This window comes from Achromobacter marplatensis (genome assembly GCF_049060505.1).
Taxonomy (GTDB): Bacteria; Pseudomonadota; Gammaproteobacteria; order Burkholderiales; family Burkholderiaceae_B; genus Achromobacter; species Achromobacter marplatensis_A.
This window is the reverse complement of record NZ_JBMGRB010000002.1, coordinates 323,553-337,072: the sequence shown is the minus strand read 5'-3', so window position 1 is coordinate 337,072 and position 13,520 is coordinate 323,553. Positions and strand designations below refer to the sequence as shown.

12 protein-coding genes are annotated in these 13,520 nt (G+C 66.2%); 7 read left to right on the top strand and 5 right to left on the bottom strand.

All coding sequences use genetic code 11. The annotated features are described in order from the left end of the window. Positions 1 to 11: 11 nt before the first annotated feature. The 5 genes from ACI0FO_RS06300 to ACI0FO_RS06280 all read right to left on the bottom strand — a co-directional run bounded on the left by ACI0FO_RS06300 (position 12) and on the right by ACI0FO_RS06280 (position 4,900). Positions 12 to 1,499: an adenylate cyclase gene (locus ACI0FO_RS06300; RefSeq protein WP_416025047.1), complete on the bottom strand. Its 1,488-nt coding sequence runs from the start codon at positions 1,497 to 1,499 to the stop codon at positions 12 to 14. A gap of 30 nt (positions 1,500 to 1,529) precedes the next feature. Continuing rightward, on the bottom strand, positions 1,530 to 1,694 hold the full coding sequence (locus ACI0FO_RS06295; RefSeq protein WP_416025045.1) for a hypothetical protein: 165 nt from the start codon (positions 1,692 to 1,694) through the stop codon (positions 1,530 to 1,532). Between the two features lie 250 nt (positions 1,695 to 1,944). Continuing rightward, positions 1,945 to 2,352 (bottom strand): DoxX family protein, encoded by a 408-nt coding sequence (locus ACI0FO_RS06290; protein ID WP_416025043.1) that lies wholly within the window; start codon positions 2,350 to 2,352, stop codon positions 1,945 to 1,947. 204 nt (positions 2,353 to 2,556) lie between these two features. After that, the gene (dbpA, locus tag ACI0FO_RS06285) at positions 2,557 to 3,945 is read right to left on the bottom strand and encodes an ATP-dependent RNA helicase DbpA (protein ID WP_416025041.1); all 1,389 of its coding nucleotides are present in this window, start codon (positions 3,943 to 3,945) and stop codon (positions 2,557 to 2,559) included. A gap of 196 nt (positions 3,946 to 4,141) precedes the next feature. Continuing rightward, positions 4,142 to 4,900 carry an IclR family transcriptional regulator gene (locus ACI0FO_RS06280; protein ID WP_416025039.1) on the bottom strand — a complete coding sequence of 253 codons (759 nt, stop codon included), beginning with the start codon at positions 4,898 to 4,900 and terminating at the stop codon, positions 4,142 to 4,144. A 161-nt stretch (positions 4,901 to 5,061) separates the two neighbouring features. Between ACI0FO_RS06280 and xsc the strand changes: the two genes are divergently transcribed. From xsc to ACI0FO_RS06245, 7 genes are all read left to right on the top strand, one after another. Continuing rightward, positions 5,062 to 6,873 carry a sulfoacetaldehyde acetyltransferase gene (gene xsc, locus ACI0FO_RS06275; protein ID WP_416025037.1) on the top strand — a complete coding sequence of 604 codons (1,812 nt, stop codon included), beginning with the start codon at positions 5,062 to 5,064 and terminating at the stop codon, positions 6,871 to 6,873. 81 nt (positions 6,874 to 6,954) lie between these two features. Then, on the top strand, positions 6,955 to 7,893 hold the full coding sequence (locus tag ACI0FO_RS06270; RefSeq protein ID WP_416025035.1) for a bifunctional enoyl-CoA hydratase/phosphate acetyltransferase: 939 nt from the start codon (positions 6,955 to 6,957) through the stop codon (positions 7,891 to 7,893). Between the two features lie 131 nt (positions 7,894 to 8,024). Continuing rightward, complete coding sequence (locus tag ACI0FO_RS06265; protein WP_416025033.1) at positions 8,025 to 9,602, top strand: ABC transporter substrate-binding protein; 1,578 nt, start codon at positions 8,025 to 8,027, stop codon at positions 9,600 to 9,602. A 12-nt stretch (positions 9,603 to 9,614) separates the two neighbouring features. Next, positions 9,615 to 10,583: an ABC transporter permease gene (locus tag ACI0FO_RS06260; protein ID WP_416025031.1), complete on the top strand. Its 969-nt coding sequence runs from the start codon at positions 9,615 to 9,617 to the stop codon at positions 10,581 to 10,583. Continuing rightward, positions 10,580 to 11,482 (top strand): ABC transporter permease, encoded by a 903-nt coding sequence (locus ACI0FO_RS06255; RefSeq protein ID WP_416025029.1) that lies wholly within the window; start codon positions 10,580 to 10,582, stop codon positions 11,480 to 11,482. Before ACI0FO_RS06260 ends, ACI0FO_RS06255 begins: the two co-directional genes overlap by 4 nt. Next, positions 11,479 to 12,477, top strand: coding sequence for an ABC transporter ATP-binding protein (locus tag ACI0FO_RS06250; RefSeq protein ID WP_416025027.1), 999 nt, complete (start codon positions 11,479 to 11,481; stop codon positions 12,475 to 12,477). The genes ACI0FO_RS06255 and ACI0FO_RS06250 overlap by 4 nt, the downstream gene beginning before the upstream one ends. Beyond that, positions 12,474 to 13,499 carry an ABC transporter ATP-binding protein gene (locus ACI0FO_RS06245; protein WP_416025025.1) on the top strand — a complete coding sequence of 342 codons (1,026 nt, stop codon included), beginning with the start codon at positions 12,474 to 12,476 and terminating at the stop codon, positions 13,497 to 13,499. The genes ACI0FO_RS06250 and ACI0FO_RS06245 overlap by 4 nt, the downstream gene beginning before the upstream one ends. Positions 13,500 to 13,520 lie beyond the last annotated feature (21 nt).

The window sequence follows — 13,520 nt, the reverse complement described above, 5'->3', positions numbered from 1 at the left end:
AGGGGTCCAGTTCAGTCGCGGTTGGGCCCGCCCTTGCCTTCGCCGCGTTGCGCGTCGCGGCCGCCTCCGCCACCTCCGCCGCCTTGTTGCTGCGGGCGGTTCTCGGGCCGGGGCTGCGCCTGCTGGCGGGCTTGCTGCTGGGCTTGTTGCTGCGCCTGCTGACGTTGTTGATGCTGCTGCTCACGCGCTTGCTGTTGCTGCGATTCGCGAGCCTGCTGCTGCGCCTCACGCGCCTGCTGCTGGCGAGCCTGCTGTTGCTGCGCATCACGGGCCTGCTGCTGACGAGCTTGCTGTTGTTGCGCATCACGGGCCTGTTGCTGGCGCGCTTGCTGCTGCGCATCCCGGTCTTGTTGCTGCCGCGCTTGCTGATCGCGGGCTTGCTGCTGTTGCGCGCGCTGCTGCTGCTGATCCCGCCCCGGATCCCGCGCTTGCTGCGGCGCCGGCGATTGCGGGCGCGAGGTGCCCGTGACGGTCTGCCCCGGATTCTGTTGCGGGCCACGCTGCGGCGTGGCGTCGCCGGGTCGGCCGTCCGAGCCAGGCCGTCCGTTCTGATTGCCATTCTGGCCACGCCCGGCGTTGGGGCCGCCGGTCATATTGGAAGCGGGTGCACCATTGGGCGCGCCGGCGCCCTGGCGATTGTCGTGCCCTTGATCCCGCCCGTTCCCCGGGCGTCCATCCCCGCCGGGGCGCTGCATGTCGGGTCGCTGCGAGTCGGACGGGCGGTCATGGTTGTTCGGATGGTCGACGAACGCCTGAGGCGGACGGCCCTTGTTGTGTTCGTAGAACTGCGCGCGGTTGTTGCCGGCATCACGCACAAAGCTGCGCTGGACGTCGGTGGGCGGCGCGTGGCGGTCGTTGCGGGCGGCCAGCTCGCGCGGGTCGGCGCTGCGGCGGATGCCATCGGGGCCCCCGTGATAGCTGACGCGACGGTTATCGATGTTGTTGACGACGACAGTGTGGTTGTAGACGTTGGTGACGCGGGTGACGTTCACATTGGTCACCGACCGGTTGTAGTAGAAGCGGTCGCGCTTCCAATAGCCGCCGACGTAGCCGATGCCGACATAGCCGAAGCCATAGTTGATGCCGCCATAGAACCCCACGTGGGGGCCCCAGTAGCCCGCATTCCAGATATACAGCCCGTTCACGAAGCCCCAGTATCCCGGCGTCCAGAGCGCGCCGTGGTAGGGCGCCATCACCCATGCGCCGGGCACCCAGAAAAAGCCGTAGCGGTTGCGGCTCCAGTAGCCGGGTACCCACATGTAGCCGTCGGCAGGCGCGGGCGGCTGCACGTAGACGGGCAGGGGCGGTGGGGGCTCGGGGCTGCGGTCCACCAGCGCCAGGTTGACGTTGGCGGGGTCGCTGGTGTCATAGGCCGGCGCGGCGGGCGCCTCGGGCGGGGGCGGCGGGGCGTAGGTCTGCGCCGCCGCGCTGGCACAGGCCGCCAGCAGGGCGGCGGTGGCCAAGGGCCGCACGCGGGAAATCCGGACGGAAGATGTCATGGCTGTTCCTGATCGCCTCGGTGGCGAGGATCAATATCCGCGATAGTAATAATGCGGGGCGGGGTACGCCGGGTAATAGTAGTGCGGCGTGTAATAGACGGGGGCCGGGCGGTAGTAGCCCGGGCGGGCCGGGACCACGACGCATCCCGTCAACGAACTGGCTATCGCCAGGACCACCAGCAGACGCTTTTTCATGTCGGTCACTCCAAACCAGCGCCGGGCGTGCGATGCAAGGCCTGATGCGCTGATACGGATTAGGCCATACCCTCAGGCCCGAGTTCGTGCCTGTAATCGTTCCGAAACAGCTTTCAGGTGACGGATGTTTGCGCCTGAGTGACAGCCCATGTCGTTCGTATCAATCTCTGCTGGAAAAGCCACGGGGCCGCCTGAGCGACCCCGTTTTTCGTGCGTGACGCCGTCAAGCGGCGCCATGCGGTGTTGCGTGTCAGTTCCAGCGGCCGCCGTTGCCGGCCAGGCTGAAACGGCCGGCGCCCATGAAGGCGATGGCCAGGGCGGTGAAGAGGAACATGCCTTGCAATTCCAGGGCCCAGCCGCCGGAGTTGGTGACGCTGCTCAACTGGCCGGTGTGGGCCAGCAAGATCGCAACCACCATATTGATGGCGATCACCAGGCCGCCCAGGCGGGTGTAGACGCCGATGATGAGCAAGACCGGCGCGATGATCTCGCCGATATAGACGCCATAGGCCAAAAAGCCGGGCAGCCCGTGCGACGACAGCATGCCGCTGATGCCGGTGACGCCGCCGCCCATCAATTTGGACAGGCCATGGAGCAGAATCAGAATGCCGAGGGTCAGGCGCAGGATCAGCTTGCCGGTATCGTCGGACTTGATCATGGTGGGTTTCTCTTGTGATGGTTAAGGGGACAGCGGCCCGTTGGAGGACGCCGTTGACCTTTGGTTCCGCATCCGGCGCGCCGCGATTTAAGCGGAAACGCCGGGCCGGGCGGGGCCATTATGGCAAAACCCGAGCAAAATCATCAAGCAATCATCGCGGTCTTTTAACCGCTACATCGCAAAAAACGCCTGCCCCGGCAGCAATCAAAACTCTTCAAGGAACCGCATGCGGAAGCGGCGGCCCTTGATGTTGCTGTTGGACACGCGCGAGAACACTTGCTTGGCGATCTGGCGGTCCAGCGCGACGTAGGAATTGAATTCGGTGATGTTGATCTTGCCGACCTGTTCGAAGGTCAGGCCGCCATCGCCCGTCAGGGCGCCCAGCAAGTCGCCCGGGCGCAGCTTGTCTTTTTTGCCGCCCTGGATGCACAACGTGACCATCGGCGCGCGCAGGGGGCGATCCGCCTTGGGCTTCAGGGACTTGATGTCGCCCCACTTCAGGGGCGAGCCCTGGTATTGCTCGACCAGGTTGGCCCAACGCATTTCGTCGGGCGAACACAGGCTTAGCGCCAGGCCCTTCTGGTCGCCTCGGCCGCTACGGCCGATGCGGTGGACGTGGACTTCGGTGTCCTTGGTGACGTCCACATTGATGACGGCGCCCAGGTTCTGGATGTCCAGCCCGCGGGCGGCGACGTCGGTGGCGACCAGCACGGCGCAGCTTTGGTTGGCGAACTGGATCAGGATCTCGTCGCGCTCGCGCTGTTCCAGGTCGCCGTTCAGGGCTTGGGCGCTGATGCCGTCGGCCTGCAGCCGTTCGACCAGGTCGTGGCTGCGGACCTTGGTGTTGCAGAATGCCAGCGTCGAAACCGGACGGAAATGCGCCAGCAGGCGGGCCACGGCGTCCAGGCGGTCTTTGCCGTCGATCTCGTAGAAGATCTGTTCGATGCGGCTGGCATCGTGCTGCGCCTCTACTTTGACCTCGGCGGGGTTGCGCAGGAAGCGGGCGCTGAGTTTGCGGATGTTGTCCGGGTAGGTGGCCGAAAACAGCAGCGTCTGGCGCTTGGGCGGGCAGTGCGAGGCGATGGCGACGATGTCGTCGTAGAAACCCATATCGACCATGCGATCGGCTTCGTCCAGCACCAGCGTGGTCAGGCCGGACAAGTCCAGGCTGCCGCGCGTCAGGTGATCTTGGATGCGGCCGGGCGTGCCGACGACCAAATGGGCGCCGCGCGCCAGCGATTCAGCCTGGGGGCGGGCGGCCGCGCCGCCGCACAGGGTCAGAATCTTGATGTTCGGGATCAGGCGCGCCAGCCGGCGCAGTTCCTGCGCCACTTGATCGGCCAGTTCGCGGGTGGGACAGACCAGCAGCGCCTGGGGCGTCAACTGGCTTGCGTCCAGCTTTTGCAGCACGCCCAGGCCGAACGCCGCGGTCTTGCCGCTGCCGGTCTTGGCCTGCGCGATGATGTCGCGGCCTTCCAGGATAAGCGGCAGGCTTTGCGCCTGGATGGGCGTCATTTGCTCGAACCCCAGGCTTTGCAGGTTGTCGAGCAGGGCGGGCAAGAGGGGCAGGGAGGAGAAGGGCGTGTTGGTCACAATAGGGGGATCGCAAAAAATGCGAAAAACAGAGTCGACCGACAGTGTAAGCCCTGGCCATGGCCCGGCCGTCACGGGGCAGGGCCGCGCGGCGTAAAAATGGGGGACGTCTCGGGGGGTGTCTACGGGCAGGCATCGTCCTGCCCGGCCGTGGCGCGGCTTGCGGTTGGCGTGACGGCCGTGATGAAGGTTGCCTTTACGGCTGCGGTTCGTAGGTGCCCGCCAGGGCTCGCGCCGCTTCCTGCATGCGCGGCAGCCAGCCTCGCGCCCCGTCGATGGACAACCGGGCGACCGGCGCGTGTAGCGCCACCGCGGCGATGACGCGCGGGCCATGAAGAATGGGCACGGCCATGCAGACGATGCCCAGCAGGAACTCCTCGCGGTCGAAGCTGGCGCCTTCTTTCTTGATGGCGCGCAGCTCTAGCTCAAGCGAGGCGACGTCGCACAGGGTGTTGGGCGTATAGCGGGGCAAAGGGGCGGCGGCCAGCAGGCGCGCGCGCGGCTCGCGCCGCATGTTGGCCAGGAACAGTTTGCCGCTGGCCGAACAATGCAACGGCACGCGCGAACCGGTCTGCAGGTTTACGCGTAGCGGCCAGGCGGTTTCCACCCGATCCAGATAAATGACTTCGTCGCCATCCAGCATGGTGCAGTTGCAGGTTTCGCCGATTTCATCGACCAGGCTGTCCAGGATGCGGTGGCGCTCTCCGCGCAATGGCGAATTCAGCAGGGTTTCGCGTGCCAGGGCGCTTAGCCGCGGGCCGCTGACATAGCTTTTGCCGGCGGGCTCGCGCAGCAACATACCGGCTTCGACCAGCCGCGTCAGGATGCGCAGCACGGACGGCTTGGGCAGGCCGGTGGCGTCGGTCAGTGCGGCCAACGAGACGGGGGTTTCGGATCGGGCGACCTGTTCCAGCAAGGTCAGCGCGCGCAACGCGGCGGAGGATTCGTCTTTCATCTTTCAATATTTGAAGATTCGGCGGCCAACGGCCTATCGTCGCACGGATTTTGCAGAAAATGAAACGCCAGGGGGTGGGACGGGCGGGTTTTCTCCGGCAGTATCGATTCACCCCGGCCACGATGCAACCACACAAGCGCCGGCCTGCCAGGAGAGAGACCATGAGCAGCAAACAACACATGACCCCCAGCGAAGCGTTTGTTGAAACGCTGGTCGCGCAGGGCGTCAAAGACGTATTCGGCATTGTCGGTTCGGCCTTCATGGATGCGCTGGACCTGTTTCCCGCCGCGGGCATCCGCTTCGTGCCCACGGTGCACGAGCAGGGCGCCGCGCACATGGCGGACGGCTACTCACGCGTGACCGGCCGCCATGGCGTGTGCATTGCGCAGAATGGCCCTGGCATCACCAACTTCGTGACGGGGGTGGCCGCGGCGTACTGGGCGCATAGCCCGGTGGTGGCGATCACGCCCGAGACCGGCACGGCCGGCATGGGCCTGGGCGGCTTCCAGGAGACCGAACAACTGCCCATTTTTTCCCGCATCACCAAGTACCAGGCGCATGTGAACCGTCCGGACCGCATGGCGGAATTCACGGCCAAGGCCTTCGACAACGCGCTGGCCGAGCGCGGCCCGACGCAGTTGAACATTCCGCGCGACTACTTCTATGGCGAGATCGACGTGGCCATCCCCGAGCCGCGCCGCATCCGTCGCGGGCCGGGCTCGGAAGAAGACCTGGAGGCGGCGGCCCGCCTGTTGGCCGAGGCCAAGTTCCCGGTCATCGTGGCCGGCGGCGGCGTGCTGTTCTCGGAAGGCCAGGCCGAATGCGTGGCCTTGGCCGAACTGCTGGGCGCGCCGGTCGTGACCAGCTATTTGCATAACGACGCCTTCCCCGCCAGTCATCCGCTGTGGTGCGGACCGTTGGGCTACCAAGGCGCCAAGGCCGGCATGAAGCTGCTGTCGCAAGCCGACGTGGTGCTGGCGCTGGGCACGCGGCTGGGGCCGTTCGGCACCTTGCCGCAGCACGGCCTGGACTATTGGCCGCAAGGCGCGCGCATCATCCAGGTGGACGCCGACCACCGCATGCTGGGCCTGGTGCGTCCGGTGTCGGTCGGCATCTGCGGCGACGCGCGGCCCGCCGCCGCGGCGCTGGCCGCCAAGCTGAAGGACCGCGAGGTGGCCTGCACTCGCACCAAGGCGGCGCGTGGCGACCAGATCGCCTCGCAGAAGGCCGAGTGGGAAAAGGAACTGGACGGGTGGTCGCACGAACGCGATGACTGGAGCCTGGACATCATCGAACAGGGCGGCGGCCGCATGCACCCGCGCCGCATGCTGCGCGAGCTGGAACGCGCGATGCCCAAGCATGTCATGGTGTCCACCGACATCGGCAACATCTGCTCGGTCTCTAACAGCTATCTGCGTTTCGATGAGCCCAACTCCATGCTGGCCGCGATGAGCTTCGGCAATTGCGGCTATGCGCTGCCCGCGCTGATCGGCGCCAAGCTGGGCCGCCCGGACCGCCCGGCCGTGGCCTATGTGGGCGACGGCGCCTGGTGCATGAGCTTCCAGGAATTGCTGACCTGCGTGCGTGAGAAGATTCCGGTGACCGCCGTGGTGTTCCACAACGGGCAGTGGGGCGCGGAAAAGAAGAATCAGGTGGACTTCTACGGGCGCCGCTTCGTGGGCAGCAACCTGCTCAACCCCAACTTCGCCGAACTGGCGCGGGCAATGGGCGCCGAAGGCATCCGCGTCGAACACGCCGATCAGGTTGGCGCCGCGCTGCAGGCGGCATGCAAGGCGCAGTCGGAAGGCAAGACCACCGTGCTGGAGATGATGGTCAGCCAAGAGCTGGGCGACCCGTTCCGGCGCGACGCGCTCAAGCAGCCGCTGCGCCTGCTGGACAAATACAAGCAGTACGTGAACCAGCCGTTCCATTCAGGCGAAGTGCCGCTGTCGATCGAACCCGTCAAGGGTTGACCGATGCTTGCGGCGCGGCGGGCGCCGCGCCGCAAGCCTCCCCGCTGACCTTGCGGACATCCGCGGCAGGAGCACGTACCCATGGCAATCGACCGATTGTTCGAACCCCTGCGCGATGCCGCGCTATTGGCCGGGCGGCAGCGCACCGCGGTGGCCTATCCCTTGTGTCCGTCGAGCTTGGGCGCGGCGATCCAGGCGCGAGACGCCGGCTACATCGATCCGGTGCTGGTGGGCCCGGCGCGTCGCATCGCGGCCCTGCTGGCCGAGATGGGCATAAGCCCCGGCGGCGTCGAGATCGTGGATACCCCGGACGACGAGAAGCTAGCCGCGCGCGCTGCCGCGGCGTTGGCGCGCGACGGCGCGGCCAGCATGCTGATGAAAGGCAGCCTGCACACGGACCACTTCATGTCGGCCGTGGTGGCGCGCGAGTCCGGGCTGCGCACCGAGCGCCGCATCAGCCACGCTTTCGTCATGGCGGTCGAGGCCTATCCCAAGTGGTTCATCCTGACGGATGCCGCCGTCAACATTGCCCCCACCTTGCAGGAAAAGGCGGACATTGCCCAGAACGCTATCGATCTGGCGCGGGCGTTGGGCGTGCCGCGCCCGAAGCTTGCCGTGTTGTGTGCCACCGAATCCGTCAATCCGTCGATGCCGGCCACGCTGGACGCCGCCGCGCTGTCGAAAATGGCCGACCGCCAGCAGATTCGCGGCGGCGACATCGACGGGCCGTTGGCGTTCGACAACGCGATCTCGCGCGACGCGGCTGAGCAGAAGGGCATCGTGTCGCGCGTGGCTGGCGATGCCGACATCTTGCTGGTGCCCGACATCGAAGCCGGCAACATGCTCTACAAGGAACTGACCTGGCTGGCGGGCGCGGGAACGGCGGGGCTGGTCCTGGGCACGCGCGTGCCGGTGCTGCTGACGAGCCGGTCTGATTCCATGCAGGCGCGAGTCAACAGCTGCGCGGTGGCGGTTCTGTATGCGCGCGCGGTCGCCGCCAACCCTGCCAACTTTTCTTGAGCCTGCCCGTGGCAACGCTGGCACCAAAGACTCTGGCCGTTTGGTACTAAGGCTTGGTCCGCGGGATGGCTACGCTAATGCGAAAGCCATCCGATGAATGGCCTGACAGCAAACACATCAAGGGAAAAACCATGCGCAGCGCACGACAAGGCTTTGCAACGATTCTGGCAGTGATGGCGATGGCGGGCGCGGCCGTGGCGGCGGATGCGCCCAAACCCGGCGGCACGCTGGTGGTGGGCTCCACGCAGGTGCCGCGGCACCTGAATGGGGCGGTGCAATCGGGCACCGCGACCGCCTTGCCCAGCGCGCAGCTATTCGCCAGTCCGTTGCGCTACGACGCCGACTGGAAGCCGCATCCCTACCTGGCCGAGTCCTGGGAACTGGCGCCGGACGGCAAGGCGTTGACCCTGCGTTTGCGCAAAGACGCCGTGTTCCATGACGGCAAGCCCGTTACGTCGGCGGACGTCGCGTTTTCGGTCATGGCGGTCAAGAACAACCACCCGTTCCAGACGATGTTCGCACCGGTGCAAAGCGTGGAAACGCCTGATCCCTACACGGCCGTGCTGCGCATGAGCCAACCGCACCCGGCGATTCTTCTGGCGTTGTCGCCGGCGCTGATGCCGGTGCTGCCCAAGCACATCTACGACGATGGCCAGGACATCAAGACCCATCCCCGGAATTCGACCGACGTGGTGGGATCCGGCCCATTCAAGTTCAAGGAGTTCAAGCCGGGGCAAGAGATCGTGCTGGAACGCTTCGATAAGTTCTTTCTGCCGGGAAAGCCCTATCTGGACCGGATCGTCGTGAAAATCAATCCGGATGCCACCAATCTGTTGATCGGACTTGAGCGCGGCGACATCGGCGCGTTGCCTTTCATGACCGAGCCGACGATCTTGCGCCGCGCCAAGGATAACCCCGCCATCGTCATGACCAACCAAGGTTACGAAGGCATCGGTGCGCTGAGCTGGCTGGCCTTCAATACCGCGCGCAAGCCGTTGAACGACGTGCGCGTGCGGCAGGCCATCGCATACGCGACCGACAAGGGCTTCATCACGAAGGCGTTGAACGCCGGCTTCGCAAAGCCCGCCGACGGGCCCATCGTTGGCACCAGCCCCTTCGCGACGCCTGACGTGAAGAAGTACCCGCTTGACCTGAAGAAGTCCGAGCAGTTGCTGGAAGAGGCCGGTTTCAAGAAAGACGCCAAGGGCGAACGCCTGACGCTGACGGTCGACTACATGCCGGGCTCGGATGTGCAGGGCAAGAACGTGGCGGAATACCTGCGCAGCCAGCTGAAGAAGGTGGGCATCGCGGTGCAGGTCCGCGCCTCGCCCGATTTCCCGACCTGGGCCAAGCGCATTGCCAGCCACGATTTCGATATGACGACGGACATCGTCTTCAACTGGGGCGACCCGGTCATCGGCGTGCACCGCACCTACCTGTCCAGCAATATCCGCGACATCATCTGGACCAATACGCAGTCCTACTCCAATCCGAAGGTGGATGCGCTGCTGGCGCAAGCGGGCATGGAGACCGACGTGGAAAAACGGCGCGCGCAGTACGCCGAGTTCCAGCGCTTGGTAACCGATGATGTGCCGATCGATTTTCTGACGGTCATTCCGTACCACACCCTGACGTCCAAGAAAGTGCATGGCATGCCAGACGGGATCTGGGGCGTGCTGTCGCCGCTGGACGACGTCTACCTGCAATAAGCCGAGGCCGCCATGCTGCGTTTTCTCTTGCGTCGCCTAGCTTACGCGGGCCTGCTGTTGCTGGCCGTGGTGACACTGAACTTCCTGTTGATCCATATCTCGCCCGGCGATCCCGTCGAGACCATCGCGGGTTCCATGGGCGGCATCAGCGAAGACCTGAGGGCGCAGTTGCGCACGCAGTACGGGCTGGACAAGCCTTTCCTGGTGCAACTGGGCCTGTACCTGGCGCAGGTGCTGCGGGGCGACCTGGGCTATTCCTACTTCTTCAACGTGCCGGTGGCGCACCTGATCTGGGAACGCGTGCCCGCCACGCTGCTGCTGGTGGTGACGTCGGTGTTCAGTGCGTTCATCGTGGGCACGCTGCTGGGCACGCTGGCCGCCAGGAAGCCGAATGGGCCCCTGTCGCAGGGCATCACGCTGCTGTCGGTGGTGGGCTATTCGGCGCCCGTGTTCTGGACGGGCATCATCCTCATCATCCTGTTCGCGTCCGCCTTGCCGATCTTCCCGGTGTCGGACATGCGGTCGGCGGGCGGTCCGCAAGACGGCTGGGCGGGCGTGGTGGACGTGCTGCACCACCTGGTGTTGCCGGCCTTCACGCTGGCGTTCGTCTATCTGGCGCAGTACAGCCGTCTGGCGCGGGCCAGCGTCATGGAGGCGTTGTCCGCCGATTACATCCGCACCGCCCGCGCCAAAGGCTTGCCGGAACGCGTGGTCCTGTACAAGCATGCGCTGCGCAACGGCGTGCTGCCGGTCGTGACGATGCTGGGCTTGCAGTTCGGCAACGTGCTGGCCGGCGCCATCCTGGTCGAGACGGTCTTCAATTGGCCGGGGCTGGGGCGGCTGGCGTTCGACTCGGTGCTCCGGCGTGACTATCCGACGCTGCTGGGCATTCTGCTGTTCGCGTCGCTGCTGGTGGTGGTGATGAATCAGCTAACGGATCTGGCCTACCGCCTGATCGACCCCAGGATCAAGACATCATGAGCCAAGCGCCTTCCGTCATTCCCCTTGCCGCGGTGACTGCCGCGCCGTCGCGCGCGCCGGCCAGGCAGTCTTACGAGGCCCTGCGGGTGTTCGTCCGTAATCCGTCGGCGGTGTTCGGCGTGCTGCTGTTGACGCTCATCCTGGCGGTGACGATCTTCGGGCCGATGCTGATGCAGGCGGATCCATTTGAAATCGCCAGCGCGCCGATGGATCCGCCCGGCGGCGATAGGCTGCTGGGCACCGACTATCTGGGCCGCGATGTGCTGACCGGCATGGTCTATGGCGGGCGGGCGACCCTGCTGGTGGGGGTGGTGGCCGCGGTGCTGTCGATGGCCATCGGCCTGACGGTTGGCGCGCTGGCCGGCTACTACGGCGGCTGGGTCGACGAAACACTGATGCGCATTACCGAGTTCTTCCAGGTGCTGCCCACCTTGCTATTCGCCATGGTGCTGGTGACGCTGTTCACGCCGTCGCTCGCCACCATCGCGGTGGCGATCGGCGTAGTCAGCTGGACGGGCACCGCGCGGTTGGCGCGGGGCGAATTCCTGCGCTTGAAGCGGCGTGAATATGTGCTGGCCGAACGCGTGATCGGCGCGAGCGACGCGCGCATCATCTGGCGGGTGATCCTGCCCAATGCCCTGGCGCCGCTGATCGTATCGGCCACGCTGGCCATCGGCACGGCGATTCTGTTCGAGGCAGGCCTGTCGTTCCTGGGGCTGGGCGATCCCAACATCATGAGTTGGGGGCTGATGATCGGCAGCAACCGGCCGTACATCCTGACGGCCTGGTGGGCCGTGACGTTGCCCGGCGCGGCCATCTTCCTGACCGTGCTGGCCGTCAGCCTGATCGGCGACGGGCTGAACGACGCGCTGAATCCCACGTCGCGGGGGCGGTCATGAACGCCCGTTTGGACGTTCCCGCCCTGGAAGTCGAGTCGCTTAGCCTGGAGTTCCGCGCGCGTGGCCGGGTGGCAGAGGTATTGAGCCAGGTCAGCTTCGAGCTGCGTGCCGGCGAGACCCTGTGCCTGGTAGGCGAGTCCGGCTGCGGCAAGAGCATGACGGCGCTGGCCATCATGCGGCTGATTCCCGCGCTGGGCCGGATCGGCGCGGGCCGTGTCCGCTTGTCGGGCGCGGATCTGGCGCTGCATGACGACGAGGCGATGCGGCGCGTCCGCGGCAACAAGATCTCGATGATCTTTCAGGAGCCCATGACCGCGCTGAATCCCGTCTACACGGTTGGCGACCAGATCGCCGAGCCCTTGCGGCTGCACCAGGGGCTGAGCAAAGCGGACGCCCGCGCGCGCGCCATCGACATGCTGAAGTCGGTGGGCATCCCCGTGCCCGAGCGGCGCGTGGACGATTATCCGCATCAGATGTCGGGCGGCATGCGCCAGCGGGTGATGATCGCCATCGCGCTGGCGTGCGATCCGGACGTGCTGATCGCGGACGAACCCACCACGGCATTGGACGTCACCGTGCAGGCGCAAATATTCGATCTGCTGCGCGAGCAACAGGCGCGGCGCGGCACCGCCGTGCTGCTGATCACGCATGACATGGGCGCGGTGTCCGAGATGGCCGATCGCGTCGTGGTCATGTATGGCGGGCGCGTGGTGGAGCAGGGCGGCGTGCGGCAGATTCTGGCGCAACCGCGCCATCCCTACACCCAAGGGCTGATCGCCTGCCTGCCCGAACTGGACCGCGAACCGGACGATATCCGTCCGGACCTGCCCGAGATCCCCGGCGTGGTGCCGTCGGTGTGGGACCGCGGCGTGGGGTGTCCCTTTCTGGACCGTTGCAGCCAGTCGCTTGCGCGCTGCCGGACCGAATTCCCGCCGTTGGCGCGTGTGGCCGACGGCCAGGACGTGGCCTGTTGGCTCTATCAGGAGACTGCATGATGGCGCAGCCGCACGTTCCCGCATTGCTGTCGGTCCGGAACCTGGCCGTGCATTTTCCCGTGGGTGGCAAGGGCCGCGACGGTAAACCCGTGGTGGTCAAGGCCGTCGACGGCGTGTCGTTCGACTTGGCGCGCGGGCGCACGCTGGCGATCGTGGGCGAGTCCGGCTCCGGCAAAACCACCACGGCCCTGTCGGTGTTGCGGCTGGCGGACCCGACTTCGGGCGCCATTCATTTCGACGGCACGGACCTGACTGCCCTGAACGGATCGTCGTTGCGGCAGATGCGCCGCCGGCTGCAACTGGTGTTCCAGGACCCGTATTCGTCGTTGAATCCGCGCCAGCGCGCCGAGGACATTGTGCGGGCGCCGCTGGACCTGATGCGCATCGACCCGCCCGGCGGGCGTGAAGCGCGCGTCGCCAAGATGTTCGAGCTGGTCGGCCTGCGCCCCGAACAGCGCCAACTGTTTCCGCACCAGTTTTCTGGCGGCCAGCGCCAGCGCTTGAACGTAGCCCGGGCGCTGGCCAGCGCACCCGACCTGATCGTGTGCGACGAACCCGTGTCGGCGCTGGATATCGCCATCCGGGCGCAGATCCTGAACCTGCTGCGCCGGATCCAGCGCGAACAGGGGCAATCGTTCCTGTTCATTTCGCACGACATGGCCGTGGTCGAGCACATCTGCGACGACATCGCGGTGATGTACTTGGGCAAGATCATTGAACAGGCGTCGCGTCGCGCCTTCTTCGCGCGTCCGCTGCATCCGTACAGCGTAGCGCTGATGTCGGCCGTGCCGACGGTGAAGGGCGGGCGCGAGTCCGCCGCCCGCCGCGTGCGGCTGATGGGCGACCCGCCCAGTCCGGTGAACCCGCCGCCGGGCTGTCGCTTCGCCGGGCGTTGCCCGGCCGCGCAGCCCGACTGTTCCTTGCGCGAGCCCGAATTGCGCGAGGTGGTGCCCGGCCACCGTGTCGCCTGCCATTTCGTAACGGTCCGCGATGGCGCGCTGGTCGCGCCGCTTGCGGGCTGATCCCAACCCTCATAAGGAACC

Excerpts from the sequence above, each read along its gene's own strand:
- ACI0FO_RS06290 (WP_416025043.1), bottom strand. The coding sequence starts at position 2,352 with ATGATCAAGTCCGACGATACCGGCAAGCTGATCCTGCGCCTGACCCTC.
- ACI0FO_RS06250 (WP_416025027.1), top strand. The coding sequence starts at position 11,479 with ATGAACGCCCGTTTGGACGTTCCCGCCCTGGAAGTCGAGTCGCTTAGC.
- ACI0FO_RS06265 (WP_416025033.1), top strand. The coding sequence starts at position 8,025 with ATGCGCAGCGCACGACAAGGCTTTGCAACGATTCTGGCAGTGATGGCG.
- ACI0FO_RS06260 (WP_416025031.1), top strand. The coding sequence starts at position 9,615 with ATGCTGCGTTTTCTCTTGCGTCGCCTAGCTTACGCGGGCCTGCTGTTG.
- xsc (WP_416025037.1), top strand. The coding sequence starts at position 5,062 with ATGAGCAGCAAACAACACATGACCCCCAGCGAAGCGTTTGTTGAAACG.
- ACI0FO_RS06245 (WP_416025025.1), top strand. The coding sequence starts at position 12,474 with ATGATGGCGCAGCCGCACGTTCCCGCATTGCTGTCGGTCCGGAACCTG.
- ACI0FO_RS06270 (WP_416025035.1), top strand. The coding sequence starts at position 6,955 with ATGGCAATCGACCGATTGTTCGAACCCCTGCGCGATGCCGCGCTATTG.
- ACI0FO_RS06295 (WP_416025045.1), bottom strand. The coding sequence starts at position 1,694 with ATGAAAAAGCGTCTGCTGGTGGTCCTGGCGATAGCCAGTTCGTTGACG.
- ACI0FO_RS06255 (WP_416025029.1), top strand. The coding sequence starts at position 10,580 with ATGAGCCAAGCGCCTTCCGTCATTCCCCTTGCCGCGGTGACTGCCGCG.
- ACI0FO_RS06280 (WP_416025039.1), bottom strand. The coding sequence starts at position 4,900 with ATGAAAGACGAATCCTCCGCCGCGTTGCGCGCGCTGACCTTGCTGGAA.
- ACI0FO_RS06300 (WP_416025047.1), bottom strand. The coding sequence starts at position 1,499 with ATGACATCTTCCGTCCGGATTTCCCGCGTGCGGCCCTTGGCCACCGCC.